The sequence below is a fragment of the Pseudomaricurvus hydrocarbonicus genome, assembly GCF_011602365.1.
In the GTDB taxonomy this organism is placed as follows: Bacteria; Pseudomonadota; Gammaproteobacteria; order Pseudomonadales; family Cellvibrionaceae; genus Pseudomaricurvus; species Pseudomaricurvus hydrocarbonicus.
In genome coordinates this window covers 70,684-97,259 of sequence record NZ_JAAONZ010000009.1, presented here as the reverse complement: position 1 = coordinate 97,259, position 26,576 = coordinate 70,684, and the positions used below count along the sequence as shown (strand labels likewise).

The window sequence follows — 26,576 nt, the reverse complement described above, 5'->3', positions numbered from 1 at the left end:
CCACCATGAAAAAACCTGACGCAGCGCTTAACCTCGCTCTCCCCGTAGCCTGTGCCATTGCCGCCTCGGACTGCAGTGGCCATGCCGGTGTTCAATGTGATTTGCGGGTGATGCAGGATCTGGGGGTCCACGGTGCCAGCGTCATCAGTGGACTCACTGCACAAAACTCGCAAGCGGTTTCACACATTGAACCAGCGTCCAAGCAAAGCTTTGCCGCCCAGCTGGACGCGATCCGACAGGACCTCTCTGTCCAGGCCATCAAAATAGGCCTGTTGCTATCGGCCGATCAGGTTGTGCAGGCGGCTCAATTCGCCCGCCAGGTTGATTGTGCCGTGATCGTTGACCCGGTGTTGTCATCCACCACCGGAACCGATTTCAGTTCTCAGGCGCAACTGCAAGCTTACTCGACGCTGATCGCTGCCGCAGACCTGATCACTCCCAACATTCCTGAAGCTCAGCGGCTGCTCAACCGGCAGATACAAACCGATGATGACATGATCGCTGCCGCCGCCCAGTTACGTCAGATGGGGGCTCAAGCGGTACTGCTGAAAGGAGGCCACCGCGATGAATGCGTCGGTGTCTCGGACCACGTTCTGGATTATTTCGACGATGGCACCCATCAAGTTTGGCTGCGGCAACCTCGCCTGATATCCGAGCATACCCGGGGCACGGGTTGTACTCTGGCCTCCGCCATTGCCAGCTTTGTGGCACAGGGAAAACGCCTGCCCGATGCCGTGGTACTGGCCAGTGCTTACGTTCATCAGGGGATCAGCCGCGGCTTTGCGATCGGCCAAAAACATGGCCGACTCGCGAATACCGGCTGGCCACAAGACTATTGCCACTACCCTGCAGTTTCAAACACCCCACAGGGCTTTGACCAGCCAGCCTTCGCCAGCTGCAATACTCACCTCCTGGGGTTGTACCCCATCGTCAACTCGGTGGAATGGTTAGATCGCTTGTTGGCACTGGGCATCACCACCCTGCAACTGCGGGTGAAAAGTCTGGATCAGGGTTATCTGGATACAGTAATTGGCAGAGCTGTGGCACTGGGCAGGCAGTACAACGCCCGTGTATTCATCAACGACCACTGGCAGCTGGCCATCAAACATCAAGCCTATGGAGTGCATCTCGGCCAGGAAGACATGGATACAGCGCCGCTGAAAACGATTCAAGCAAGTGGCTTGCGGCTGGGGCTGAGCTCCCACAGCGAGTACGAATGGCTGCGAGCGGCAAACTTCAACCCGAGCTACATTGCCATGGGCTCGGTGTTCCCGACAGGAACTAAAACCGTCCGAACCATCGGACTGGCAAATTTAACAGCCTGGTGCCAGGTATTGGCTTCAACGTTCCCGCTGGTCGCCATTGGCGGCATCACCCACAACAACCTTGAAGAAGTACTGAGGTGCGGTGTCGGCTCCGCAGCGGTGGTCAGCGCCATCCGCACCGACCACCACTACGCCCAGAGCGTGAAACATCTGCAGGACAAATTCAAGGCTGGGGCTGGCGCCAGACTCCCTACTGATCGGCCGCAAAAACCTTAACCGGGACTCCGTTCAGGACGGCATTCCCGCTCACCGGATCAAACCGCTGCTCATCGGTCAAGTCGTTACAACTCACGCCTTGCTGTTCAGCGGCGATTCCCATTTGCACCCCTTTGCGCTTGTGACCCCAGCCGTGCGGCAGGCTCACCACGCCCGGCATGACTTCGTTGCTGGCCACTACCGTAGTGGTGACCTTACCCACACGGGATTCAATGGTCACCTCACTGTTGTCACTCAAGTGGTGCCGGGCGAGGTCGTCCGGGTGCATCAACAGCTGCCAGCGAGGCTTCCCCTTCACCAACCGCTGATAATTGTGCATCCAGGAGTTGTTACTGCGCACGTGACGGCGACCAATCAACAACAATTCATCCGCATTCCACTCTGTCTGGTTGTGACGCAAGCGCTCAACGTCTGCCAACAAATACTCCACATTCATGTGAATGCGACCGTCTTGCGTGCACAAACGTTCCGCCAAGCCCGTCTGCAGGGGGCCCAAATCCAGACCGTGCGGATATTCCTTCAGTTTTTCTAACGTCAGGGCTTCCTGAGCGCCTGTGGCTTTGCCATAGTGGCCATACTGCAGAGCCAAATCGAGCAACTGGTCAGGGGCTGGCAAAGGCTTGAACTCTATATTTTTCAGCGCGGCAATTCGCGCGGACAATTCGTTGAAGATTTCCCAGTCGTGGCGACTGTCTGGCTCAGGCTCAAACACCGGCTCGTTATAACGGGTGGTGTTGCGCACCGCCAAACGGTGGAAAGCAATGTCGTAGTGATCGTGCTCCAGCGGCCCTGTGGGCGGAAGAATAATATCCGCATGCCGAGTGGTTTCGTTGATGTACAGGTCCACCGCCACCATATAATCGAGGCTTTCCAGTGCCCGATCCATTTCATTGCCGTTGGGCGCTGACAGCACCGGATTGCCCGCCCGCGTCACCAGAGCCCGCACTTGGCCTTCGCCCGGGGTTAAGATTTCTTCTGCCAGGACCGAACTGGGAAACTCACCACTGAATTCCGGCAGCCCCTTCACTCGACTGTGTCGGCGCCCAAAACTGCCCGCTCCGGACTCCCCTGGCTTGATGTAGCCAAACGCGGGGGACGTCACCAGGGCGCCGCCTGGAACGTCCAGCGAACCGGTCAGAATATTTATCACCTGGATGGCCCATTGGCACAGCGAACCATACAGCTGTACCGATACCCCCATGCGGCCATAACACACGGCGCCTTCCGCGGCGGCCATGTCCCGGGCCATTTGTCGAATCGCCGAGGCATCAATACCGGTTTGCTCAGCCGCCATCTCGGCGGTAAAGCCTGCCGCTGCCTGTTTGACCTCATCAAGACCATCCAGAACCGGAGCCAAATGCCCTGGCTGTACCAGGTTTTCTTCAAACAGTGTGTGGATGACGGCCATTAACAAAAAGGCATCACTGCCAGGGCGGATAAAATGATGCTCATCGGCAATCGCCGCGGTTTCAGTACGACGCGGATCGATCACCACAAACTTGCCGCCTCGAGCCTGAATCGCTTTCAAGCGTTTGCTGACATCCGGTACAGTCATAATACTGCCGTTGGAAGCCAGCGGATTGCCGCCAATGATCAGCATATATTGCGTGCGATCAATATCCGGGATGGGTATCAGTGACTGGTGACCGTACATCGCATAAGAAATGAGTTGATGCGGCAACTGATCCAGTGACGTCGCGGAGTAGTTATTCTGGGTCTGCAGCACCTTGCGCAGGATACCGCCATGGGTCAGGCTGCCATAGTTGTGGACGTTTGGGTTGCCGGAATACAGCGCCACGGCATTGTTACCGCCGGCCTGCTGGACGCGAACCAGGTTCTCGGCAACCGTGTCGAACGCTTCTTCCCAACTGATCTGTTGCCAGCCGTCACCCACACGTTTTACCGGATGCTTCAGGCGGTCTGGATCGAAGTGCAGATCCTGCAGCGCGGTGGCTTTTGGACAGATATGGCCCCGGCTGAATGGGTCTTCTTTATCCCCTTTGATCGACAGGACCTGCGCACCCTGAGTTTTGATTTCCAGGCCACAAATGGCCTCGCATAAATGGCAGGCACGATAATGCGTGATAATTTCGTCAGACATGGCTCTCTCCGCAGCAACAGGCTAATTTTTGTTGTTCTAATGGCATCATCTAAGCACACCCACCGGAGGCTGATAAGTTTATTTGCCTAATGCGAGGGTATCACCCAGAGAAATAGAGAGGCGCGTCAGCCAGCCTCTTCCCGCGGGCGGAAATACGCTGGGGTGATGGGTGCCACTCACTTGAGTTGAGCGGCGAAACAGCGGCGAATTCAACTGTCTCGCATCGCTTACCGGGCTTGCGTCAATGACGATTTTAGCCCCCCAACAACGCCATTTGATCTTTGTGATCCGTGGCGATGGCTTGATCCAGAGCATCCAGTTGCGCGGCGCGGGCTTTGAGCTTAGAGGCCTTGTGAGCAGGTAAATTCAGACCCGCCAACCGTGTGGCTTCCGCCTTGGCGGCCACCATCAGATCCTCCTCAGGCACTATTTTATCCAGGAAGCCGGCGGTCACGGCCATAGCCGGATCGTACATCTCGGCATTAATCACAGAACGCTGGAAGAAGGAAGGTGTCAGACGGAATCTTGCCATTTCGATACCGGCGTGGTGCATGGTCATACCAATCTGAACTTCATTCAGCCCCAACTGAAACGGACCGGCGACGCCAATTCGATAATCGCAGGACAACAGAGTAAAGCAACCCTGAGCAATCGCATGGCCGGTGCAGACACCCACCACCGGAGTAGGAAATGACTGCAACCGGCGACAAAGTTTAGACCCCTGGGTAACCATCTCAACCCCTTCTTTGGGGTCTTTTTGGAATACTTTCAAATCAAATCCGGCTGAAAAAATACCCGGCTGCCCCACCAGCATAACCACGGCACCTGCGGCTTCAGCCTTATCCAAAGCGGCATCGATAGCCGTCAGATGGTCTGGCGACATGGCGTTGACCTTGCCATTTTGAAAAGTAATGGTGGCAATATTGCCGTCGATTTCGTATTTCACCAAGTCACTCATAAGGCTCTCCTGCTTGTTGTCCAATTCTTTATAAGGCAGTACTGAATACTGCCTTTGACTGTTAATGTTATCGCTCTTGCTTATCGCCATTATTGACCAGGGAGCGGTCAGTACACATTGCCCAAATCGGCCAACTTACTGACAAAAGCCCCAAGTCGCGAAACAACAACCATTCGGAGGCGGTTGGTATTAGCAAAAGGCAAAAAAAAACCCGCACGAGGCGGGCTATAGATCTTGCTAATCTCTCCGAGCTTGACGCCCTTAGCAATCTCATTCTGATGGTTATGGACTCTACTGAAATGCCCATAACCCAGTGTTCAAAAAATCAGCGGCCAAGGATACCACGAGAAATCACTTCTTTCATAATTTCTGAGGTTCCTGCATATATGGTCTGGATACGCGCATCAACATAGAAGCGTGAAATGGGGTATTCCGTTGTGTAACCATAGCCTCCAAACAATTGTAGACACTCATTCACCGCACGCAACTGCATTTCGGTGGTTGTCAGCTTTAATATCGCGGCATCATCAACCGTCATGGTGCCGGCTTTAAATTTTGCCATGTTCTGATCAAGCAACGCTTTACTCAGCGCGATGTCCGCTTTGACATCCGCCAGTTTAAATCGGGTATTTTGAAAACGGGCAATGGGCTGACCAAACGCCTGGCGCTCCTGAACGTAAGCAACGGCCAGGTCAAAGGCACCCTGTGCCTGTGCAACCGCCTGAGTCGCACACCCCAAACGTTCACGAGGCAGCTCTTCCATCAGGTGAATAAAGCCCTGATTTTCGCCCCCCAGCAAAGCCGAAGCCGGAACTCTGAGGTTGTCAAAGAACAGCTCCGCCGTGTCACTGGCGTGCTGGCCGATTTTCTCAATTTTTTGACCTTTGGAAAATCCGGGCAAGGAGGCATCCACCAGAAACAGGGAAACCCCTTTAGAACCCGCTCCCGGATCTGTCTTGGCGCAAACAATCACGAGGTCCGTATGGATGCCATTAGTGATAAACACCTTAGACCCGTTAATAACAAATTCGTCACCGTCCCGAACTGCGGTCGTGCGCATACCCGCAAGATCGCTGCCAGCGCCTGGCTCAGTCATGGCAATCGCGCCCACGGCCTCCCCGGTCACCAGCTTTGGCAGCCACTCGTTTTTCTGCTCTTCGGTGCCGAGGTTAAAAATGTATGGCGCCACAATATTGGAGTGGATGTTATAGCCACTGCCAAGACCGCCATACCCCAGACGCGACATTTCCCACTCAATCATTTGATTGATTTCAAACGATGCACCAGCGGCACCGTACTCTTCCGGCATATCCACACACAACAGGCCAGCTTGTCCCATGGTATTCCACAGCTGGCGCGGCACCATACAATCCTTTTCCCACTGCTCGTAGTGGGGGTGAACTTCCTGTTCGAAAAAGCGCAAAACCATGTCGCGGAATAACTCTAATTCTTCATTGCTCACTGCCGGGTCGGTCATTAGGGGTGCCTCGTGTGTATCAAGCCAGTTATCACGCTTACTATCCATTCGAGATAACAAGCGCACTCGGTATCTTAGCCACATTGTGCGCCGCCATCCCCCAGGCGACAATGTTCAATACTGTCATTCAGTTAGCATAAACGGACAATAAAATTCTATAAAACACAGGAGTAGTGCTAATATTGGTCAAATTAAGCGATTACACTATCAAATACGGACACAACACTCCCCCTTCAAGGTCGCACGACAAACATGATAGAAGCCCACGACATACGCCATACTGTTTCCAGCTACTTTGCCCGTGCGCACCTGCAAAATGGCCTGCGGCTGGGGTTGGATGAGCAGGCGCTGCTGGAATTTGCTGCGCTCTCCCCTTCGCTCCTGCAGCAACAAGGCTCCCGCCTGGCACCCCGACAATTGGCACGCCTGTTGATCAAAATCATGACGGAGGCCGACGATGAGTTTTTGGGGCTGGCGTCAGAACCCTGTCGCTTTGGCGTATTCCCGCTGCTCTGCGAACACTTGATTCACACCCGCACACTGGGTGAAGCCATTTATGAAACCCGGCGTTTTTACGGACTGATTACGCGCGCCATTCGATTTGAAATAGAAGAAAGCCATACCGAGGTCCGGGTAAGTCTCAGGCTGGATAAGCCAGAACTGGACCCTGAACATGTCCTGATAGAACTGTTATTGCTGATCTGGCATCGCTTTCCCTCCTGGCTGATCGGCCAGGTGATTCCATTGACCCGCGTTCAACTGGCCTACCCTGCACCGCAGCACGCCGAAGAGTATCGATTGCTGTTTCCCACCCAGCGGGAATTCAACCAGCCGCACAACACACTGGTTTGGCCCAAGCATGTCATGGAGCTTCCCGTTCATCGCAACATGGAACAACTGAAACGCTACCTTGCCCAGATTCCCCTGCAGTGGTTTCGCAAGCAGCGCTTTGCCGATTTTCAAACTGAACGTGTCATGCAACTTCTGGAACAGTCCAGCAGCCCCCATCAAACCACTCTGGAGGACATTGCTGAACAATTGCACATGACCTCGAGAACCTTGCGCCGCAAACTCACCGCCGAAGGCAGTCGATTTCAACAAATGAAAGATGATTTACGCCGGGATCAGGCCATCTACTGGCTGAGTCAGGACAGCGCCTCGATCGCCGAGGCGGGGGAAAAAGTTGGCTACACCGAAACCGCTTCGTTTATACGCGCGTTTAAAAGCTGGACCGGCATGTCGCCAGGGCAGTACCAGAAAGGTTTAAGAGACAGAAAATAGCGACCGTACGGTAAGTACCGCAACGTTAAAGGAGTGGCTTTTCCCAAAACATGGCTTTGCCAAAACGTTCATCCAACTCGTACCCCGAAAAACCAAACTCCCGGTAAACGTGCCTGGCGCGTTCGTTTCCTTCTAACACCTCCAGGGTAAGCTTACAGCAGCCTTTTTCTCTTGCCCGCTGTTCAACAGCCACCAACATTTTGTGAGCCAACCCCATGCCCCGACAATCACGAGTGACGATCACATCGTGGATATTAATCAGCGGTTTGGCTTTAAACGTCGACAAGGTTTCGAAGGTATTGATCAATCCCAGGGGGGTATCGCCCCGCCAGGCGATGACACTGAAGGCGCCCGGGTAAGCCAGTAATTTATCAGCTAGCGTCTCCAGCACGATCGGGCTCAGCGGCTCCCCCCCTCCCATCGGATCGGTGGCGTACTCCTGCATTAAATCCTGCAGCGCTTGCCGGTCTTGGCGGTTGGAAAAGTCGGCCAATTGGACCGTGACGTCACTCATTATTGATCCCAGTGCTCCAGCACAAAATTAACGCGGTCTTTGTAGGAGAGGTTTGCCGGGGCTTTATCGATGAAATCCAGTCGTGGCCTCAACCCCCGGCCATTGGCCACTTGAATCGCCAGCCCCGGTCGCGCATTGAGCTCCAACAGCAAAGGCCCCTCATGCCGGTCAAGGACGATATCGACCCCCAAATAGCCCATTTGGCTCACCTCGTAGCCTCTGGCCGCCAACATCAGCAAATCCCGCCAGTGCGGAACTTTTAACGTAGACAGCAACTTACCCGTGTCCGGGTGTTTTTCAATCGGGCGGCCATGTTGAACCCCCCGTAGTGCCACGCCTTTGAGCATGTCGATACCCACCCCGACAGCCCCCTGGTGCAGGTTGGCTTTGCCATCGGAATCGCTGGTGGATAAACGGGTCATCGCCATCACCGGGAACCCCTTGTAAACAATCACCCGAATATCCGGCACCCCCTCAAAGGAAAAGCCCTGGAAATCGTCGGTGAATTTCACCATATCTTCAATCAGGGCAATATCCGGTTTGCCGCCCAAACTGAACAACCCGCTCAGAATGTTTGAAACATGCCGGCAGAGTTCATCGTGTGTCACTCGCTTGCCGTTCGGCTTGAGGTAATCCTCTCCATCGCGCCCGGCAATCACCAGAATACCTTTGCCGCCACTTCCCTGAGCCGGTTTAATCACAAAGCAGGGCAGCGGGCTCAGGAATTCTTTCAGCTCCTTGATATGCCCCTGCAAGCGACAGGCCCCCAGCAATTTAGGCACGGCGATGCCATGCTCAGCACACAATAACTTGGTGAGGTATTTGTTATCGACTTTGGGGTATAAACGGCGGGGGTTATTGCGGGCAATGTAACGAACGTTGCGTTGATTCATACCCACTATGCCGCTTTCCCGCAGCGCTTTCGGCGAGGCCAACCCCAATAAAGACCCCAAAAACATCAGTGGCGCTCCATCGGTTCAAAACGGCGCAAGTCTGACAGTCGGTAACCGCTGTAGGTCCCTATCGCAATAATCACTCCGAGTAAAACCAACAGCAATTCCGGATACAAAAACACCGTATCAGCCACAAATGAATTACTCATTAGCAGATAAGCCAAAGACGCCGTCAACAGACTGCCAAAGCCTTCAATCATGACCTCATGAGGGCCACTTTCGTCCCAAAGAATCGACATCCGCTCGATAGTCCACGATAAAATGATCATCGGGAAAAATGTCACTTTCAAACCGCCCTGCCAGCCCATTTTGGTACTCATGACCCCAATAGCGCCATAAATAATAATGACAAACACCAGCACAGAGGCAATTCGCGGAACCAGCAATAGATTCAAAGAACTCAGGTAGGAGCGCATGACCAGGCCAACACCGACAACGATGATGAAGAGCATCAACCCGGTGATCAGTGAGGTTTGAAGAAAAGTCAGCGCGATCAACACCGGCATAAAGGTCCCGGAGGTTCTGATCCCCACCAGGTTACGCAAAATCACCACCACCAAAGCACCCAGCGGCATCACCAAAAGCAGTTTAAAAGTGTTTTGTTCCGACAGTGGCAAGCTGTAAATGGAAAAATCGATCAACGGATTTTTTGCATGCCCTGCCGCCTCTACCGCCGAAGTAAAGGCTGCCCGCTGCACTTTAGTGGTCGCAAAAGTCGTGCGGGAATTATTGCCACCAAACACTTCCAGCAAGGGCTCGTCGCCCCGCTGTAACAGGATAACGCGGTCCCAGGGAATGCTGGCGTTTTCTCGCGCATCCAGCAGGATTTTTTTGTCCCCCAGCGACACCTCGAGAAAATTGTAAATGGATTGGCTGCGGGCCTTATCGTCCAGAAAGATACCGCGAACATGCTGTACCGAATACCCCGCCATGGTCAACAGTTGACCGGCAATTTGTGTGCGTTTGGCTGGACTGGAATTGTCTCTTAACAGGGTAGCCACCCGCGAGTCGCCAGGGCGGTTTAACTTGCGCAGTATTTTTAACGCATTTTCCTGACTGACGGTCTGATCCAGATCTTTCAGTAACGCCTCTGCTGATACTTTCAGTGCATCGTCCAGATTGACCGTCATCGGTTTTGACAGAGGTCTCTCGGCCTCTTCGGCGGTATCCGCAAAATAGCTCTGTGAACGAATGTAGATGACCTGTGTTCCGCTGGCCCGCTCAGCCTTCCAGCGCCCCAACCAAACACCGTCTTCGACAATCTCCTCATAATCAAAACCCGGAGAGGCAAAGTCTGAAGACACCACCCGACGTGCGGCATTACCGTCAGGCAAGTTCAGGCGAACCTCAACAGGCCCCTCTCCGGGTTCGAATACAATTCGACCTTCGAGCTGCCAAACGGTTTCTGTCTCCGATGCCAACAGCGGGAAGCCCAGGAAAAAATGCTTATAGGCCGCAGCGCCAAACCCAACTACAAAAAGCAGTCCAACTAACAATTGAACTTGTCTGGCCGATGAAAGCATGCCTTTACTCCGCGATATTACTTCTCTAATGCTAAAAATTTCCGACTGACATCGACCATCGCCCTGCCTTGCAAAAAGTTACGGCCGATCAAAATCGGGTACTCAAAACTCTCATTACCCGCCAGTGTAACTTCCACTTCATCCTTGAGGTCACCTATGGCCAGCGTCAGCAAAACCACGTGCCGGCGAATGTCGCCTTGCCCCTTTTGCTTGACCAGAACCGTTCGTTTGATTGGCTCTTTCATGGTAATGCCTTCGCCATTGCTACGATCTACCAGGGAAAACTTAACCCAGGGTTTGCCGTCCCGCTCGAACTCAACCAGCTCAAACACCTCAACCGAGGTAATCTCAATTCCGGTGTCTATTCTGGCCTTTTGCCGAAACCCCAGCGGTAGGATATCAACATATTCTACCTGCCCCAACGGGTTCATTTTACCTTTCCCGGAGCCTACCTTAGGACAGCTTTCTACTGTAACAGGTTTTGGCTCAATTTTAGTAGTAGGTTTGGTTTCCACCACTTTCGGAGGCTCAGGGCACACGACGGGCTCAACGACGGGACACTCCATGGGTGCCTCGACCGGCTTCTGATCCGGCGGCGGCGTCAAGGGTATACAACCAGCCAAGAGCAAAAGTCCTATTCCTGCACTCAGGACCTTGTAAGCCATTTTAACTCCTTATTATTTTTTAACAGGTTTGTGCCGCGACACACTATATTATGTTCAATATAGTATTGCACCGATCATAATAATGTCTCGGGCATACGAAAAAACCCCGTCGTTTCCGACAGGGCTTTCAACTTTGATTACTGTGATTTGGTTCCGGTTGGGCAGTGATATTAGTTGCCCATCGCTTGAACCATGGAAATCATCACCCCAGCAGCCACCGCCGAGCCAATAACACCGGCCACGTTCGGCCCCATCGCATGCATCAACAGGAAGTTTTGAGGGTTGGCCTCTAAACCAATCTTATTTGATACTCTGGCCGCCATAGGAACGGCCGAAACACCTGCCGAACCAATAAGTGGGTTAATCTTCTGGGTGCTGAATTTATTCATCAGCTTGGCCATCAAAACGCCCATGGCGGTACCAATACCAAAGGCAACGATCCCCAACGCCAGGATCCCCATGGTTTTGGGGTCCAGGAACTTGTCGGCAGCCAGCTTTGAGCCCACGGACAAGCCGAGGAAGATGGTCGTAATGTTAATCAGGGCATGCTGGGCTGTGTCGCTCAAACGATCAACAACACCACATTCCTTCATCAGGTTACCAAAGCAGAACATGCCGAGCAGAGGTGCTGCTGAAGGTAAAAACAGAGCCACCAGAATCAACACCACAATCGGGAAAACAATTTTCTCACGCTTGGACACCACACGAAGCTGGGTCATGGTGATCTTGCGCTCTTCGACGGTGGTCAGGGCACGCATGATAGGCGGCTGAATCAACGGCACCAACGCCATATAGGAGTAGGCAGCGACCGCAATGGCCCCCAGCAGCTCCGGCGCCAATAAGGAGGAGACATAGATTGCAGTCGGGCCATCGGCCCCCCCGATGATGCCAATCGCGGCCGCGTCAGCAATGGTAAAATCCATCCAACCTAAATATGACATCCCCACCGCGCCCAAAACGGTGGCAAAAATACCGAACTGAGCAGCCGCGCCGAGAAACAGGGTTTTAGGGTTCGCCAGCAGCGGACCAAAGTCCGTCATGGCCCCCACACCCATAAAAATAACCAGCGGGGCGACCCCCGATGCAATCGCTACAGAATAGAAGTTATACAACATGCCATTGCTGTAACCGAAATCTCCCGCCAGCTGCTCTATAGCCGTGTGCTGTGCTAGCGTAGACAGCTCAAAGGCGTGCTTAATTTCTTTCACTGACGCCAGGCCATCCAATCCCAACGAGTGCGCAAAGGCAGCCATTACATCCGGGTTGGCAGCGTGTAAGGCCGCATCAACCGCAGATGAGGCCAGCTCGGCACCGGGAATGTTCGCCAAAATACCACCAAAGCCAATGGGCACCAGCAGTAAGGGCTCGAAGTTCTTGCTGATGGCCAAAAACAACAGCAGCAAACCCACCAAGATCATGACAACCTGCCCCGGGGCCATCAAATACAGCCCCGAGTCTTGCCAAAGTCCTATCAAATTATCCATCAAATCATCTCCCAGGACTTAAGCAATGGTTAGCAGCGCATCGCCAACAACGACAGCGTCACCTTCCTTAACATTCACACTACCGATGGTACCGGTCTTGAAGGCACGAATTTCGGTTTCCATTTTCATGGCCTCCAAAACTATCACCAGGTCACCTTCCTGTACCGCTTGCCCCGGAGTCGCGTGGACCTTGAAGATATTACCCGCCAGTGGCGCAAGCAGAGGTTCGCCAGCGGTTGCCGGTGCGCCCGCCGGTGCCGGTGCCGCTAGCGATGCACCACCCACAGGAACAATGCCAGTCAAATCGCCGCCATTGGACACCGTCACGGTGTACGAAGCACCTTCCACCTCAACGGTATAAACTTCTTCACCCGCGTCATTAGTGACCACGGCGCTTTCTTTACCCGTCGGCGCCGGTTCAAACGCGTCGGGATTGCCGCGGTTTGCCAGGAACTTCAGACCAATCTGCGGGAACAGCGCGTAGGTCAGTACATCATCTATTTCCTGATCGCCCGCAGCCAGTTTGATGCCCTTTTCAGCGGCAACGGCTTTCAGTTCAGCGGCCAGCTTATCCATTTCAGGGGACAAAAGATCCGCTGGACGACAAGTGATTGGCTCAGCACCATCCAACACCCGAGCTTGCAACTCTTTGTTGTAAGGTGCCGGCGCCGCGCCGTATTCACCCTTCAAGATGCCTTGCGTCTCTTTTGAGATGGACTTGTAACGCTCGCCAGTCAATACGTTCAGAACCGCCTGGGTCCCAACAATTTGAGAGGTTGGAGTCACCAAAGGAATGAAACCCAGGTCTTCACGGACTCGTGGGATTTCAGCCAGAACCTCGCCAAACTTGTCCTCGGCGCCCTGATCTTTGAGCTGGCTTTCCATGTTGGTCAGCATGCCACCCGGCACCTGAGCGGTTAGGATACGACCATCGATACCCCGCAGCGAACCTTCAAACTTGGCGTACTTCTTGCGGACTTCACGGAAGTAATTGGCGATTTCTTCCAGCTTTTCAAGATCCAGGCCGGTATCACGCTCAGTCCCTTCCAGAATGGCCACGACCGACTCGGTGGGGCTATGGCCATAAGTCATGGACATAGAGGAAATAGCGGTGTCAATATTGTCAATGCCGGCCTCAACGCACTTCAGGGCGGTAGCCGTCGACAAGCCCGTAGTCGCATGACACTGCATGTGAACGGGAATATCACAGGAGGCCTTCAAGCGGCTGACCAACTCATAACCCACATAAGGCTTTAACAGACCGGCCATGTCTTTGATGGCAATTGAGTCTGCGCCCATGTCTTCAATCTTCTTACCCTGCTCGACCCACATATCCACAGTGTGAACCGGGCTCAGGGTATACGAAATGGTTCCTTGAGCGTGCTTGCCTTGTTTCTTGACCGCTTTCAGTGCGGTTTCGATGTTGCGCATGTCGTTCATCGCATCAAACACACGGAACACATCCACACCATTGGTAGCGCAACGCTCTACAAATTTTTCCACCACGTCATCGGCGTAATGGCGGTAACCCAGAATATTCTGCCCGCGAAACAGCATTTGCATCGGGGTCTTGGGCATGGCTTTTTTCAGTTCACGAATACGATCCCAGGGGTCTTCGCCCAGGTAACGGATACAGGCATCAAAGGTAGCCCCACCCCAGGTTTCCAATGACCAAAAGCCAATATCATCCAGCTTTGCAGCAATTGGCAACATGTCGTCCAAACGCATACGCGTCGCAAACAGCGATTGGTGTGCATCACGCAACACAACGTCGGTAATCCCTAATGGTTTTTTGTTCTCAGTCATGAGAAAGCCCTTAGTTTTTTATCAATCAAAATAGTGTTTGCTCTTTGGTTTGGCTTTTTAACGATCTTGGCTATCGTTAGCTAAGTCACCAGCCATACCATCCAAAGGAGCCGTAGTTCGGAACGTGTGTCGAAAGCAAACGGCCTCAAAGCCGCCAATATCGCCCATTGCATTCAATGCGGCATGACATTTTTCAGAATGCTTCCAACACCCCGCCCGCAGCCTTCAAAAAGGCAATACGCAAAACCAACTCGAAACAGTGGTTATTTTTTTGCGCGGTGCTTGTCTACGGCGGCTTTAATAATGGCCAAAAGTTTTGGATCGTTAACGCCTGCCGGAACAGGTGCTTTGGCAGCAGGAACCGGCAGGGGCACGGGTTCCGGGAAAAAGCGTTGAACGAGGGAAGACATGATCATGGTGGCGATCACCAGAACGGTCAGGAATACAAAAACAGATCCCATTCCGAAGAGCATCAGATCGACGCCCTGTTGCATGATTTCTTGTTGCATGGGTAAGTTCAGCCTCTTAAGTCCCAAACCATGGGGTCAGATCCATGGCACTGGGGATAGCAATGTGTCTCTTGGACACCTGCCTGGTCTCATTAGTGTTACGTTTTTGAGCCGGATAAGCTCAGCGCCTCTCAAAATTGACCGATACATGCACAATACGGCTATATCATACTCAATTGCGGGCGTTTTACGCATCCCCTTTGTAGGGGAGCAGGAATGTAGCCTGAAGTCGCTTTGTAGGCAAATTTTCTTAATTACTACAAAATGCCATTCCCACCCATTTAATAACTACTCAGACTATCACGGCACGGCCAGTATTCAAGCCTGAATGGCCAAATCTAACCCCATTAAGGTATATATTGCCGCCAATCCCCCCAGGCAATGGCGCCATGAATCGATAGCGACTCAGGGGACTACGCCAAACTTCAGGGACGAGCTCTTCGAGTATTGGTTCTTACCGGTGGTTCTTCACTCAGCGCATGGTTACAATGGCCTCTCACGGCAGACATACTCATCAACTCATAGCCAATCAGACCAATATTTCGGCAGGCTTATTCCTCCTTTAACGTTACAGAATCACCTATGCGACTGTTCTTAGCCCCAATGGAAGGTGTTGTTGACCACCATGTCCGCGAACTGTTAACCGCAATTGGCGGCATTGATGTCTGTGTCACCGAGTTTGTCAGGGTCAGTGGCTCCCAGCAACTGCCCGACAGGGTCTTTCATAAGCTCTGCCCAGAGCTCGCGCACGGCTGCCGAACCCCCTCTGGCACTCCCGTGCGCCTGCAGTTATTGGGGGGTGATCCGGAGGCACTGGCCCGAAATGCCGCCAAAGCGGTACAAGTCGGTGCCACCGCCATAGACCTGAATTTTGGCTGCCCAGCCAAAACCGTCAATAACAGTGACGGTGGCGCCAGCCTCCTGCGAGAGCCGCAGAGAGTCTTTGAGATCGTCAAGGCTGTCAGGGCAGAAGTTCCTGCCAATGTCCCAGTCAGTGCGAAAATCCGCCTGGGGTTTGAGGATCGAAGCCTGTATCTGGATAACGCCTGCGCCATTTATGAAGCTGGCGCCAACGAACTGGCCGTCCATGCTCGCTCCAAAGCCGACGGTTATAAGCCGCCCGCCTATTGGGAGTACATTGGCCGGATAAAAGAACAGATCAGCATTCCCGTGATCGCCAACGGAGAAATCTGGAGTGTTGACGATTGGCGTCGCTGTCGCGAACAATCGGGCTGTGAAGACTTTATGCTGGGGCGTGGGCTACTGGCTCGTCCGGATCTGGCCCTGGCCATCCACGCCGAATACCTCGCCGAACAGGCACACACTTGTTTGGGGCAAGGCAGCCACAGCGCGACAATCAATCCGGCAATGAGCTGGGCGCAGGTTGTCAGCATGCTGTATCAGTACTATCAAACCACCAAAGCCCTATACCCGCACAAATTTCTGGGCAATCGCATCAAACAGTGGCTGGCCTATTTACGACTGCAATACCCTGCGGCCAACGATTTTTTCGAGCGCATTAAGCAGTTGCGTCTGGCAGACGATATTGAAGAGGCCTTTCGAATACAACTGGGGCGTTAAACGCAGAGGCAGCCTCAATCCTGGCGTGTAGGAAAGACCATAGAGCGCAACCAATCCCACCACGTATTACCGCTCAGCACATAGCGATCCAGAGCTTTTTGGTTTTGCGCATAGAACTCTCCCCGTTCAAACAATCGCTGCCGTTTCAACATCCGGCGTTTCGGGTTAATCGTCTTTATCACCTTGGCCGGATTGCCGCCCACTACCACATTATCCGGGACATCTTTGACAACAACAGATCCCGCTGCCACCACACTGTTTTCACCAATGGTAACACCCTTACAAACCTTGGCCCCATGTCCTATCCAAACGTTATCTTTCAACACAATCGGTTTGGTACAGCGAAAAGGACGCAACCGGTTATAGATCCCGTGCCAGTCGCTGTCGGCAATATAACAGCCGGCCGCGAACATACAATTGTCACCGATGTGAATACTGTCTGCCGCCGTGATCGTTGTGCCAGGAGACATTAAGCAATAGCTGCCCACGGTAATTTTTCCATCCATGCCTTTACCACTCCAGGTGGTTAATCGCACGGGATTATCTTTCGAACTGATCAAATGCAGGTAATCTCCCACCTCAATGTTACGCCCAAATATTTCGGCGGACATCGGTGCAACCACCATCGGGTGCTTTCCCAAACAATCAAAGTGTTTCACAAAAAAATGACTGACCAGAAAGTCATTCCATAGACCTGACATTTTTTTAATAAAGTACGGACTGTGATTACGTCGCAAACTGATATCCCTTTCTTAAATCGCGTTCATATAATGTATAACCTTTCTATTCTCACCAATAGAACTTGTTATTCTGTGACGCTCTGGTTAATGTCGGCGCTTAAATATTGCGTTAATATTTACATTCAAAATCACTACTGCTCTTTCATAAAGCAATACAAACCCGAGAATCAATATGCCCGCTGACTTAAATCTTCCCATTGACATCAATAGCGTAAAAGGTTTTCTTGCCGCAGATGAAGGCCTCGCGTTATACCAATACGCACTGGCCGCGTCCAAGTTAGGGCCCTGCCTGGAAATCGGCAGCTATTGTGGAAAATCCACTATCTACTTTGCAACAGCCTGCCAACAAAACAACAGCATACTTTACGCACTGGATCATCACCGCGGCTCAGAAGAGCACCAGCTAGGTGAGGAATACCATGACCCCGACCTGTATGATGCCGGCATCGAATTGATGGACAGCTTTCGCACCTTTCGTATCACCATGCGAGAAGCACAACTGGAAGACACCGTAGTACCGATTGTCTCCTCTTCTGCAGTAGCATCCCGCCACTGGGCAACACCACTGGGCATGGTATTCATTGATGGCGGTCACAGTGAAGAAGCGGCTCAAACCGATTACCGCTGCTGGTCGACCCACATCAAACCCGGCGGCATTCTCGCCATTCATGACATCTTCCCCAACCCCGAGGACGGCGGCCAAGCGCCCTACAACATCTGGAAACTGGCAAAAGCGTCGGGTCTTTTCGAAGAGCTTCCAACCGTCAACACCCTCGGCCTGTTTCGCAGAAAATAACGCTCAACCCTAACTGGGATACAAGGTGAGCGGCTAATATCAACACCGCTCGTCTTAAATTTTTCAGCCCCTCTTGCTCGCAGCTCGCCACTGGATACTGGAACCTGCCTTCAAGCCCTCACTTCCCTTGCCGCCTGCGCCACTTGAGCTTCGGGCAACAGATTGTTTTCCAAAAACAATCTGGCCGCCGGAGTGTGCTCAGTGATGGCGTCAGCCGCCAATAAAATGGCGCCTGCCGTCCAGGTGGTTTTCTCTTCTGGCCAAATAATATTTTCCACATACTGGTAGCCCGTCCAGTAGCCACCATCATCGCCATCGCGCCACTGATGCAACCAGCCATACAGGCTGATGGCCTTGGTCCGCTCTCCCGCTGCCAGCAACGCCATCGTCAGCTCGCAAGACTCCGCCACCGTCACCCAGGGTTCGTCGCTGACACACAGGCATCCCATGTCTTTTTTGACAAAGGTTTCCCAGCGCTCCTGAATTCGGGATTTCGCTTCACTTCCGCGGTATACCCCGGCAAGAATGGGATAAAACCAATCCATGGAATAGCGTTCTTTGCTTTCCCAAGTGCGATCAAAACACTCCGGGTGGTGACGCAGGGTTTTGCCCAACCGGTGATAACCGGTTCGCCACGCAGCCTTATCCTGATCCAGTACCGTCGCTATATTGACGGCACACTCCAGACTTTTATAGACAGAAGAACAGCCTGTAATTAAGGCGTCTCGCAGCGGCGCGCCCTCTTCACTGACCGCCCAATAGACTTCACCGGTCGGCGCTTGATTGCGCAACACAAACTCCATGGCTTTTTCTACCATGGGCCAAACACGTAGCAAAAAGCCTCTGTTTTGGCTGATCAAATAGTGATGCCAGACCCCAGTCGCGACATAGGCCACAAAATTGGTTTCACGCTTCTCACAATACAGCGGCTCGCCATCCTGATAATTTGCGTACCAGCTGCCGTCGGCCAATTGTGCTTGCTGTAACCACTGGTAAGCCTTTTCGGCCGCCTCGCATTCACCGGCGATACTGAGCCCCATAGCGGCTTCGGTATGGTCCCAGGGATCGGCTTTACCACCGACAAACCACGGAATACAGCCATTGTCCTGTTGTACCGACAGGATATAATCAACGGTCTTGCGCAGAAAAGTTTCAGGAAAAATTCCTTTGCTGAGCAAAAGACTATCCATTGTCGACGTCCCTCCCTTGCAGTTTAATCAACGTCTGTACCCCGTTTGAAGTACATCACCACACTTTTGCCCATGAGCGGGTTCAACAGTCTTTCCAGATTGCGCGTTAGCCAGGGGCGCTCCATCAGATCCCAGACCAACAGCTGGTGATACCAATGCACCACTTTCACGTCATCCCTACCCCAGAACCAACACTTCAACCACCAAAAAGGCGAATGTAACGCGTGGGCCCAGTGGCGTGCATAGCGATTCCACCCCAGGTCTTCAACATCATGACGGAGCTGAGTGGCGTTAAAAATCCGGATATGCCCACCTTCTACCTGACGATAGGGCTTACTCAGTTTCCAGCAAATTTCTTCTGGCCAGGCGCGCGGGACACTCACAGCCAGAAGCCCTTCAGGCTTTAATACCCGGTTTATTTCAGCCAGTACCCCCTGATAATCAGGAATGTGCTCAAGCACTTCGGAGCAAATGACTTTATCAAAGCTATTATCGGCAAATGGCAGATGCAGCGCATCAGCCTGCTGGAATACCAAACTTTTACCAGGGGTGTCTTGCACCTCAAAATCGGAAAATCGCTGTCGCGCTGTCTGCAAATCTTTTTCACTAAGATCCACTCCCACTGCGTCAATATTGGCGAACAAATAAGCCCCGATGGTGTGGCGCCCCTCCCCACACCCCACATCAAGAACGCGATCGCCATCGCGCAAGTGGAGGCGATCGTAATCAATGGTTTGCATGTTTTAAGACTCCACCCTGCTGCGGATCAGGAGATGACACCGGCCCCAAAATCTGATGGTAATAATCGGTAAATTCACGAGCGGCAACCTTCCAGCAGAATTTTTCGAGAATCCTCTGCCGGCCCTTGAGCTGCATGGATTTGCGCAACACCTCATCCGAAAGGACTCGGCCCAGAGCTTCTGACAATGCGGAACTGTCTCCAGCAGGGACGATGATGCCAGCATCGCCGACCACCTCAGGCAAGGCGCCACCGTCCGACGAAATCACCGCACAGCCACAGGCCATTGCCTCACCCGCCGGCAATCCAAATCCTTCATAGAGCGACGGTGAGACCACCACACTGGCGGCAGAATAATAATCCACCAACGCTTCCGTCGAAATACCTGACACAAACCGGACCTGGTCTTTTAAACCCAAAGTTTTCAGTAATGCTTCGGTCTGCCCACCCTGTTTCAATTTCCCGACGACCAGCAACTCGATGTCCGGGTAACGTGGGGTTAATTCGGCAATGGCTTCGAGCAAAAATCGCAAGCCTTTTAAAGGCTGATCCGCAGAGGCGGTGGTCATGACACGAAAAGGAATCGTTGCAATGTGAGCCCGGGGTTGAAAGGTTTCCGTGTCAATGCCGTTATGAATCAGGCTAATGGTATCTATCGGTCGGGAAAACGCTTCGGCAATATCTCGTTTGGAGCACTCCGAAACCGTCACAATGTGCCGGAGCTGTTGCACCACCTTTTTCTGCATGCCAAGGAACGAGTGCCAGCGTCTCACCAGCAGTCGATGCCGCCAATTCGGTGCCGCATTCAATGCCAGCTTCAAATCCCGGGTAATCGGGTGATGGACAGTGGCTACCGTGGGGATTCCCTGTTCTTGGAGGGCCAACAAGCCATAGCCCAGAGATTGATTGTCATGCACGATGTCATAGTGGTGACCGACACTTTTCATTAATTTGGCCACGCGCCGGCCAAAAGTATACGGTTCAGCAAAACCACCGGTGAGCATCGACCACCATTCAAAGAAATCCGACCACGATTTCAGATGTTTTAGGCGCAGCGCGGTAACATGACTGGGGGCTTCAAACAAATCCAGACTGGGCACCTTGATTAGTGTGACCCGTGGGTCAAGCTGAGGGTAAGGCGGCCCGGACATTACATCCACCCGGTGTCCGATGTCCACCAATGCCTTGCTCAGGTAATTGAGGTATATCCCTTGCCCACCAACAAAAGGGTGACTGCGGTAGCCCAGGAGGCAAATCCGCAAGGGCCGGGTGGTTTTTATTGACAGTGATTCAGGTATTTTTTCTTGTGCTGTCATGGGGTTACGACCCACTCCCTATATCGATCTGATGACGATTGAGCCCCAGTCTGACACAGCCTATAATCAGCAGCAATTACCTGACAGGGAAGCACTCGGACTCAATGTCTTCAAACACTACTGTTAACCACCACGCTTCACCTGGCACCCCCCCAGCCCGGCCACCCTCTAGTGAAAATGCCTTTGGTCAGCTAATTCGTTTCTGGCGCAATACCCTGCAACTTTCCCAGGCCCAGCTGGCCGCCAGTGTCGAAGCTGCACCGCGCCATATCAGCTTCCTTGAAACGGGACGCTCCAAGCCCACCCGCGAAATGGTGTTGCGACTGGCTCAGGCCTTGACGCTGGGAGAACGGAACCTGGGAACCCTGTTACTGGCTGCCGGATTTACTCACGATCCAGCCCCTCTTGACCTGACTGACGCGAAAAACAGAGCCCTGAAAGACAGTCTCAGCATGATATTGGCTAAACACGAGCCCTTCCCTGCTCTGGTTATCAATCCAATTGGTGACATTGTGCTGTGTAATCGCGCCTGGCTGGCAATGATCAGGAGCACCAACTCGTTGGAGCAATTTGAACAACCGGCGGCAAACCTTCTGGATTTTTATTTTTCAGAGGCTGGCCTGCGACAACATATTGTTAACTGGGAAGAGCTCGCCTGTTTTCTGTTACTGAAAATCAAAGAGCAACACCTGCTCACAGGCGACTCTAAACTGAAAGAACTCAGCACCTGGCTGCAGGCTTACCCGGGATTACCGGAAAATTGGGCGCAGCGCGCTAAAGGAGCCCGGCAGGTTTCTTTTTATGATGTCTATTATAAAACACCGGTCAACGAGGAAATCTTCGCCAGTCGCACCATGATTACCGGGGTAGAACCGGAACGCAACGCCTCTGTGGGCGAATTGCAATTACACGCCTTTCTCCCGCTGAATACCGCAACAAGACAGCAGTGGGAAGGATTCGCTGAAACAGACATACCGGAGCATCCTCTGCTCTACACCCGTCCGCAACACTTTTGACACACCATCACGTTACGGCGTCTACTTTTTTACAGCCTTCGCCCCCTTGTCACAACAAAGGTTCATGACACCGCTCACGCTTTAGCTCACAACACCAAGGAATAAACGCCGCTTTCGCCCGACAGTAGGGTTACACGCCAATATCCGTGGCGAATGCCACAGCGTCTGAGCCACCGAATTGTTGTTTCGGTAAGATGTTCTACTATTCATTAGTAGGTTATGAGGAGATCAAACCGTAACGGTAAAAAAATGAAAAAAGCGCTGCATAACTCACCCAAAGCTTTAAACAGGTGACTCAATAAAACTTATACATTTTAAGCGTCAAGCTGATTGAAGTGACACCTACGGCCAAAGAAGAACCATTCATTAAACAGTAACACCAACCATCTATTACAGTCCGAGATACGACTGAGAAGAGGTTCACCATGAAACGTCTAACATCCCTTTTATCCGCATCTGTTCTTATGTTTACCGCCGGAATGGCCTGGGCTGGCGCAGATAGCGGCTTTTATATTGGCGGCTCCGTTGGTAACGCCGAAGTGGATTATTCCGACAGAGTCCCCAACTTTGGAAAGGTTGAATTTAACGAGGACGACACCGCCTACAAGGCATTTGGCGGCTTCAACTTCGGCATCATTCCCCTGATTGACCTTGCGATTGAAGGATCATACGTGGATTTCGGTTCTCAAAAGGGTGATATCAATAATGCTCTACGGGCCGACGTGGATATCACAGGCTGGACTGCCACTGGCCTGGTAGGTCTAAAATTTGGGCCGTTTGGCCTGTTTGCCAAAGGTGGTGTCATCAACTGGGACACTGATGTTGATCTGGATTTTGGCGGTAGCGATTCTGACTCTGGCACAGACCCGGTGTACGGAATTGGAGCAAGATTCCAGATTGGTTCGTTTGCCATCCGTGCAGAATATGAATATTTCGATATGGATAAGTTTGAAACCGATTTTTACTCGGTCGGTGCGTCTTATACGTTTTAACTCACGCCCCGGGCAACACAGTTGAAAAGAAGTATTGAGCCAGAACACAATGCACGAAGTCACCCGAGGTCATTAGCCCTCACTCCGTGCATTGCCGGCCAGTCTGGCCAAGTACTACCCCGGTATTAGAGCCAGCCGGGGGATTAAAACCAAAATCCGCCGTTTCTCTGCCCCTCAACCATCATCAGGCCACCAAGTTTTCCTTTGGCGATGACACGGTGATTCAATACCACCAACTTAATCAATGGACGCATCAGAGCTCCTGTTACTTCTTCAGGTAAAAACTGCCCACCGCAAACGCGTATAAGCACATCTAGGTTTCACACACGGCTTTATCGCCCATCCCAAGGCTCTCCTCAATGCACACGGCCTGAGCCACATCGAATCTCACAGAGAACTTGTTGGAGCGCCCCCGCAACAGGGGCAAACAGCAAGCATAAAAAAAGCTCATCCAATGGGTGAGCTTTTACTGGCTTAAGGAGCTGGTCGAGCGATTCACGGCAAGTAAATCAATCAACTGTCCTCAAGCCGCATGTTCAGCTGGCGGCATAATACAGCATCTGGCGCACAATTCAAATATCCATCAGATTGTACGCTTTTAAACCAGCAGCGCGTTCGTGCTACTGGCGTCCAAATACCTAGCGAATCGCATCCCCAACCCGAACCACTTTCATGGTATTTGTGCCACCATGGACGTTGAGGAAGTCACCTTTGGAGATAATCACCAAGTCGCCTTTTTCCACAACCTCACGGCGCAACAGCTCATCAACCACAGCCTGGTTCAATTGCTCAGGGGCAAAACTTGAGGTATCAAAGGTCACGGGGACCACACTGCGGTATAACGCCAAACGGTTTTCCGTGCGCTTATGGTCTGTAAAAGCGAAAACCGACAGCCCAGAGTCAATTCGGGTCATATACAGAGGGGTGCGTCCGGTCTCGGTAAAGCTGATGATCGCTTTCACTCCCTCCAGGTGGTTTGCCGTGTACATGGCCGCCAGGGCGATAGCTTCATCAATACTGCCAAAGCTTTCATGCAGCCGGTGCTTGGAAATCATCGCCGAAGGCTGCAGTTCTGCACCAACGATAACCCGATGCATCGCCTCCACTGCTTCTATCGGAAAACTGCCGGCTGCGGTCTCGGCACTCAGCATAACCGCATCCGTGCCATCCAAAACGGCGTTGGCCACATCAAACACCTCCGCGCGCGTAGGCAGCGGGCTTTCAATCATGGACTCCATCATTTGAGTCGCTGTAATCACGGGTTTATTCAGGGATTGTGCGCGGTCAATCATGCGCTTCTGCACAGCGACCAGAGCAGCATCGCCGATCTCTACCCCCAAATCACCCCGCGCCACCATCACGGCATCCGACGCCCGAATGATATCATCCAGCACCTCGGGAAGGACGGCTTCGGCCCGCTCCACTTTGGCCACCAAACCGGCATCACCTCCGGCTTTATGCAGCAGCTCCCGGGCTTTATTCAGATCCGCACCACTGCGAACAAAGGACACCGCCAGATAGTCCACTTCCAGCTTTGCCGCCAACTCAATATCGCGAAAATCTTTTTCCGTTAAGGCGTCGGCAGACAAGCCACCGCCTTCCCGGTTAATGCCTTTGTTGTTAGACAGCTTACCCGCCACCACCACTTTAGTGGCAATCCGGGGGCCTTCAACACCGGTGACTTCCAGTACTACTCGACCATCATCCAGCAACAAACGATCACCGGCCGTGACATCATCCGGCAACTGGGGATAGTCGATCCCCACTTCAATATGGTTGCCGGCATCCCGGTCCAACGAAGCATCCAGATAAAACTCATCGCCAACGGACAATTGTATTGGCCCTTCCGAAAAGCGCGACACGCGGATTTTCGGACCCTGCAGATCACCAAGGATCGCCACCGTTCGATGATGCTTGGCCGCCAGTTCTCGAACCAGAGCGGCACGCTCCATGTGATCTTCAGGAGACCCATGAGAAAAATTCAAGCGTACAACATTCACACCGGCGTGAATCAAGCTTTCAAGTACTTCCGGTGAATCCGTTGCCGGCCCCAGCGTTGCAACTATTTTAGTACGTCTGATCAAAATCAATCCTTAACTCAAAAGAGGCTAATTGGTTTTAAACCAACACCCGTTGCTCTGTGCCTGAAGTGTTTTCAAAACACACCTAACTTACAACCACATGCTCAGTTATTCAGCCTGCATTAACGCCAGTGTATTGTCCAACATTCGATTGGAAAAACCCCACTCATTGTCGTACCAGGCCATGACTTTGACCATTTTCCCATTAACCCGCGTTTGGGTGGCATCGAAGCTGGAAGAAGCCGGGTTATGGTTAAAGTCAATCGACACCAAAGGCTCAACATTATACTGCAGGACACCCTGTAATGGCGCAGAGCCGGCGGCCTCAGCTATCGCGGCGTTAACTTCTTCAATTGAAGTATCACGTTTGGCAATAAAATGAAGATCCACCAGAGACACGTTGGCGGTAGGGATCCGCACCGCCATACCATCCAACTTACCGTCCAACTCTGGCAACACCAGACCGACCGCTTGTGCCGCACCGGTTTTGGTGGGAATCATCGACTGGGTCGCCGAGCGTGCGCGATAGATATCAGAGTGATACACATCGTGCAGTTTTTGATCATTGGTGTATGAATGAATGGTCGTCATGGATCCCTGCTCAATGCCGATAACATCGTTCAGAACCTTGGCCACCGGTGCCAGACAGTTGGTGGTACAGGACGCGTTAGAGATAATCTGGCTGGACGCGGTCAAGACATTGTCGTTAACGCCATAGACCACGGTCGCGTCCACTCCGGATGCCGGCGCTGAAATAATGACTTTTTTTGCACCGGCCTCAATGTGCGCCTGTGATTTCTCACGACTGGTGAAAAAACCCGTACATTCATAGACCACGTCTACCGCCAGATCGCCCCAGGGCAAGTTATGCGGGTCACGCTCGCTGAATATTTTAATGATATCGCCATTCACCACCAGCGCATCATTATCCACACTCACTTCACCCGGAAAACGCCCATGCACCGAATCATACTTTGTCAGGTGTGCGTTAAACTCGGTATCACCCAGGTCGTTAATCGCTATAATTTGAATCTGCTCTCGATAACCAGATTCGTACAGTGCTCGTAAAACATTTCGGCCAATTCGGCCATATCCATTAATTGCTACGCGAATTGTCATAATAATCACCCTATTCCAGTTAAAAGTACCTGTCTCTTGCACCTTGGAGCTTGCCTGCAGTCCTGAAAACTCACTGCACACAACTTAGGGTGAGCCGTTGTACCGGCTCTTATACCATTTCTGGTTTTGTATGGTTGGCGAGGGTGAACTCCCTCGCTCATCTTGATTTTCTACCCCGCTAAGACGGGTTCAAA

Annotated in this window: 22 protein-coding genes; 6 read left to right on the top strand and 16 right to left on the bottom strand. The window is 52.5% G+C overall.

Annotated elements, in window-relative coordinates; translation table 11 throughout:
• Window positions 1–5: 5 nt before the first annotated feature.
• Window positions 6–1,541, top strand: coding sequence for a thiamine phosphate synthase (gene thiE / locus G8770_RS12815; protein ID WP_167187184.1), 1,536 nt, complete (start codon window positions 6–8; stop codon window positions 1,539–1,541).
• Here thiE and G8770_RS12810 read toward each other — a convergent pair.
• The 3 genes from G8770_RS12810 to G8770_RS12800 all read right to left on the bottom strand — a co-directional run bounded on the left by G8770_RS12810 (window position 1,516) and on the right by G8770_RS12800 (window position 6,077).
• Complete coding sequence (locus tag G8770_RS12810; RefSeq protein ID WP_167187181.1) at window positions 1,516–3,642, bottom strand: molybdopterin-dependent oxidoreductase; 2,127 nt, start codon at window positions 3,640–3,642, stop codon at window positions 1,516–1,518. The genes thiE and G8770_RS12810 overlap by 26 nt on opposite strands.
• Window positions 3,643–3,895: 253 nt before the next feature.
• Complete coding sequence (locus G8770_RS12805) at window positions 3,896–4,600, bottom strand: crotonase/enoyl-CoA hydratase family protein (protein ID WP_167187178.1); 705 nt, start codon at window positions 4,598–4,600, stop codon at window positions 3,896–3,898.
• Window positions 4,601–4,925: 325 nt separating this feature from the next.
• Window positions 4,926–6,077: an acyl-CoA dehydrogenase family protein gene (locus tag G8770_RS12800; protein WP_167187175.1), complete on the bottom strand. Its 1,152-nt coding sequence runs from the start codon at window positions 6,075–6,077 to the stop codon at window positions 4,926–4,928.
• A 252-nt stretch (window positions 6,078–6,329) separates the two neighbouring features.
• Between G8770_RS12800 and G8770_RS12795 the strand changes: the two genes are divergently transcribed.
• Complete coding sequence (locus G8770_RS12795; RefSeq protein ID WP_167187172.1) at window positions 6,330–7,358, top strand: AraC family transcriptional regulator; 1,029 nt, start codon at window positions 6,330–6,332, stop codon at window positions 7,356–7,358.
• 25 nt (window positions 7,359–7,383) lie between these two features.
• Here G8770_RS12795 and G8770_RS12790 read toward each other — a convergent pair whose 3' ends face one another.
• The 7 genes from G8770_RS12790 to G8770_RS12760 form a co-directional block, all read right to left on the bottom strand.
• Window positions 7,384–7,872 carry a GNAT family N-acetyltransferase gene (locus G8770_RS12790; protein ID WP_167187169.1) on the bottom strand — a complete coding sequence of 163 codons (489 nt, stop codon included), beginning with the start codon at window positions 7,870–7,872 and terminating at the stop codon, window positions 7,384–7,386.
• A complete protein-coding gene (locus G8770_RS12785; RefSeq protein WP_167187166.1) occupies window positions 7,872–8,831 on the bottom strand; it encodes an alpha-L-glutamate ligase-like protein in 960 nt (319 codons plus the stop codon). Before G8770_RS12785 ends, G8770_RS12790 begins: the two co-directional genes overlap by 1 nt.
• On the bottom strand, window positions 8,831–10,348 hold the full coding sequence (locus G8770_RS12780) for a UUP1 family membrane protein (protein ID WP_167187164.1): 1,518 nt from the start codon (window positions 10,346–10,348) through the stop codon (window positions 8,831–8,833). Before G8770_RS12780 ends, G8770_RS12785 begins: the two co-directional genes overlap by 1 nt.
• 17 nt (window positions 10,349–10,365) lie before the next feature.
• Entirely contained in the window at window positions 10,366–10,779 is a 414-nt protein-coding gene (locus tag G8770_RS12775) for an ATP-dependent zinc protease family protein (protein ID WP_167187159.1), read from the bottom strand.
• A gap of 404 nt (window positions 10,780–11,183) precedes the next feature.
• On the bottom strand, window positions 11,184–12,497 hold the full coding sequence (locus G8770_RS12770; protein WP_167187156.1) for a sodium ion-translocating decarboxylase subunit beta: 1,314 nt from the start codon (window positions 12,495–12,497) through the stop codon (window positions 11,184–11,186).
• An 18-nt stretch (window positions 12,498–12,515) separates the two neighbouring features.
• Window positions 12,516–14,303 carry a sodium-extruding oxaloacetate decarboxylase subunit alpha gene (gene oadA / locus G8770_RS12765; protein WP_167187153.1) on the bottom strand — a complete coding sequence of 596 codons (1,788 nt, stop codon included), beginning with the start codon at window positions 14,301–14,303 and terminating at the stop codon, window positions 12,516–12,518.
• Between the two features lie 263 nt (window positions 14,304–14,566).
• Entirely contained in the window at window positions 14,567–14,812 is a 246-nt protein-coding gene (locus tag G8770_RS12760; protein WP_167187150.1) for an OadG family protein, read from the bottom strand.
• A gap of 582 nt (window positions 14,813–15,394) precedes the next feature.
• Here G8770_RS12760 and G8770_RS12755 point away from each other — a divergent pair.
• Window positions 15,395–16,393: a tRNA dihydrouridine synthase gene (locus G8770_RS12755; protein WP_167187148.1), complete on the top strand. Its 999-nt coding sequence runs from the start codon at window positions 15,395–15,397 to the stop codon at window positions 16,391–16,393.
• Between the two features lie 14 nt (window positions 16,394–16,407).
• On the opposite strand, the gene G8770_RS24405 is transcribed toward G8770_RS12755, so the two are convergent.
• Window positions 16,408–17,130, bottom strand: a complete 723-nt coding sequence (locus G8770_RS24405) for an acyltransferase (protein ID WP_279537156.1) — start codon at window positions 17,128–17,130, stop codon at window positions 16,408–16,410.
• A 175-nt stretch (window positions 17,131–17,305) separates the two neighbouring features.
• Here G8770_RS24405 and G8770_RS12745 point away from each other — a divergent pair, with 175 nt between their 5' ends.
• The gene (locus G8770_RS12745) at window positions 17,306–17,929 is read left to right on the top strand and encodes a class I SAM-dependent methyltransferase (RefSeq protein ID WP_167187145.1); all 624 of its coding nucleotides are present in this window, start codon (window positions 17,306–17,308) and stop codon (window positions 17,927–17,929) included.
• Between the two features lie 110 nt (window positions 17,930–18,039).
• Here G8770_RS12745 and G8770_RS12740 read toward each other — a convergent pair whose 3' ends face one another.
• Genes G8770_RS12740 through G8770_RS12730 form a run of 3 tightly spaced genes read right to left on the bottom strand, consistent with a single transcriptional unit; the run spans window position 18,040 to window position 21,174 of the window.
• Entirely contained in the window at window positions 18,040–19,119 is a 1,080-nt protein-coding gene (locus tag G8770_RS12740; RefSeq protein WP_167187142.1) for a prenyltransferase/squalene oxidase repeat-containing protein, read from the bottom strand.
• A 23-nt stretch (window positions 19,120–19,142) separates the two neighbouring features.
• Complete coding sequence (locus G8770_RS12735) at window positions 19,143–19,859, bottom strand: class I SAM-dependent methyltransferase (RefSeq protein WP_167187139.1); 717 nt, start codon at window positions 19,857–19,859, stop codon at window positions 19,143–19,145.
• The gene (locus tag G8770_RS12730; RefSeq protein WP_167187136.1) at window positions 19,846–21,174 is read right to left on the bottom strand and encodes a glycosyltransferase family 4 protein; all 1,329 of its coding nucleotides are present in this window, start codon (window positions 21,172–21,174) and stop codon (window positions 19,846–19,848) included. Before G8770_RS12730 ends, G8770_RS12735 begins: the two co-directional genes overlap by 14 nt.
• A gap of 104 nt (window positions 21,175–21,278) precedes the next feature.
• On the opposite strand from G8770_RS12730, the gene G8770_RS12725 reads away from it, so the two are divergent.
• Window positions 21,279–22,190 carry a helix-turn-helix domain-containing protein gene (locus G8770_RS12725; protein WP_167187133.1) on the top strand — a complete coding sequence of 304 codons (912 nt, stop codon included), beginning with the start codon at window positions 21,279–21,281 and terminating at the stop codon, window positions 22,188–22,190.
• Window positions 22,191–22,615: 425 nt separating this feature from the next.
• Entirely contained in the window at window positions 22,616–23,182 is a 567-nt protein-coding gene (locus G8770_RS12720; RefSeq protein ID WP_167187130.1) for a porin family protein, read from the top strand.
• Window positions 23,183–23,820: 638 nt separating this feature from the next.
• Here G8770_RS12720 and pyk read toward each other — a convergent pair.
• Window positions 23,821–25,266 (bottom strand): pyruvate kinase, encoded by a 1,446-nt coding sequence (pyk, locus tag G8770_RS12715; RefSeq protein WP_167187127.1) that lies wholly within the window; start codon window positions 25,264–25,266, stop codon window positions 23,821–23,823.
• Window positions 25,267–25,371: 105 nt separating this feature from the next.
• Window positions 25,372–26,382: a type I glyceraldehyde-3-phosphate dehydrogenase gene (gene gap / locus G8770_RS12710; RefSeq protein ID WP_167187123.1), complete on the bottom strand. Its 1,011-nt coding sequence runs from the start codon at window positions 26,380–26,382 to the stop codon at window positions 25,372–25,374.
• Window positions 26,383–26,576 lie beyond the last annotated feature (194 nt).

Excerpts from the sequence above, each read along its gene's own strand:
- G8770_RS12735 (WP_167187139.1), bottom strand. The coding sequence starts at position 19,859 with ATGCAAACCATTGATTACGATCGCCTCCACTTGCGCGATGGCGATCGC.
- G8770_RS12760 (WP_167187150.1), bottom strand. The coding sequence starts at position 14,812 with ATGCAACAAGAAATCATGCAACAGGGCGTCGATCTGATGCTCTTCGGA.
- G8770_RS12785 (WP_167187166.1), bottom strand. The coding sequence starts at position 8,831 with ATGTTTTTGGGGTCTTTATTGGGGTTGGCCTCGCCGAAAGCGCTGCGG.
- G8770_RS12805 (WP_167187178.1), bottom strand. The coding sequence starts at position 4,600 with ATGAGTGACTTGGTGAAATACGAAATCGACGGCAATATTGCCACCATT.
- G8770_RS12720 (WP_167187130.1), top strand. The coding sequence starts at position 22,616 with ATGAAACGTCTAACATCCCTTTTATCCGCATCTGTTCTTATGTTTACC.
- G8770_RS12790 (WP_167187169.1), bottom strand. The coding sequence starts at position 7,872 with ATGAGTGACGTCACGGTCCAATTGGCCGACTTTTCCAACCGCCAAGAC.
- G8770_RS12725 (WP_167187133.1), top strand. The coding sequence starts at position 21,279 with ATGTCTTCAAACACTACTGTTAACCACCACGCTTCACCTGGCACCCCC.
- G8770_RS12795 (WP_167187172.1), top strand. The coding sequence starts at position 6,330 with ATGATAGAAGCCCACGACATACGCCATACTGTTTCCAGCTACTTTGCC.
- gap (WP_167187123.1), bottom strand. The coding sequence starts at position 26,382 with ATGACAATTCGCGTAGCAATTAATGGATATGGCCGAATTGGCCGAAAT.
- G8770_RS12810 (WP_167187181.1), bottom strand. The coding sequence starts at position 3,642 with ATGTCTGACGAAATTATCACGCATTATCGTGCCTGCCATTTATGCGAG.
- G8770_RS12780 (WP_167187164.1), bottom strand. The coding sequence starts at position 10,348 with ATGCTTTCATCGGCCAGACAAGTTCAATTGTTAGTTGGACTGCTTTTT.
- G8770_RS12730 (WP_167187136.1), bottom strand. The coding sequence starts at position 21,174 with ATGACAGCACAAGAAAAAATACCTGAATCACTGTCAATAAAAACCACC.
- G8770_RS12755 (WP_167187148.1), top strand. The coding sequence starts at position 15,395 with ATGCGACTGTTCTTAGCCCCAATGGAAGGTGTTGTTGACCACCATGTC.
- G8770_RS12745 (WP_167187145.1), top strand. The coding sequence starts at position 17,306 with ATGCCCGCTGACTTAAATCTTCCCATTGACATCAATAGCGTAAAAGGT.
- oadA (WP_167187153.1), bottom strand. The coding sequence starts at position 14,303 with ATGACTGAGAACAAAAAACCATTAGGGATTACCGACGTTGTGTTGCGT.
- G8770_RS12770 (WP_167187156.1), bottom strand. The coding sequence starts at position 12,497 with ATGGATAATTTGATAGGACTTTGGCAAGACTCGGGGCTGTATTTGATG.
- G8770_RS12800 (WP_167187175.1), bottom strand. The coding sequence starts at position 6,077 with ATGACCGACCCGGCAGTGAGCAATGAAGAATTAGAGTTATTCCGCGAC.
- G8770_RS12775 (WP_167187159.1), bottom strand. The coding sequence starts at position 10,779 with ATGAACCCGTTGGGGCAGGTAGAATATGTTGATATCCTACCGCTGGGG.
- G8770_RS12740 (WP_167187142.1), bottom strand. The coding sequence starts at position 19,119 with ATGGATAGTCTTTTGCTCAGCAAAGGAATTTTTCCTGAAACTTTTCTG.
- thiE (WP_167187184.1), top strand. The coding sequence starts at position 6 with ATGAAAAAACCTGACGCAGCGCTTAACCTCGCTCTCCCCGTAGCCTGT.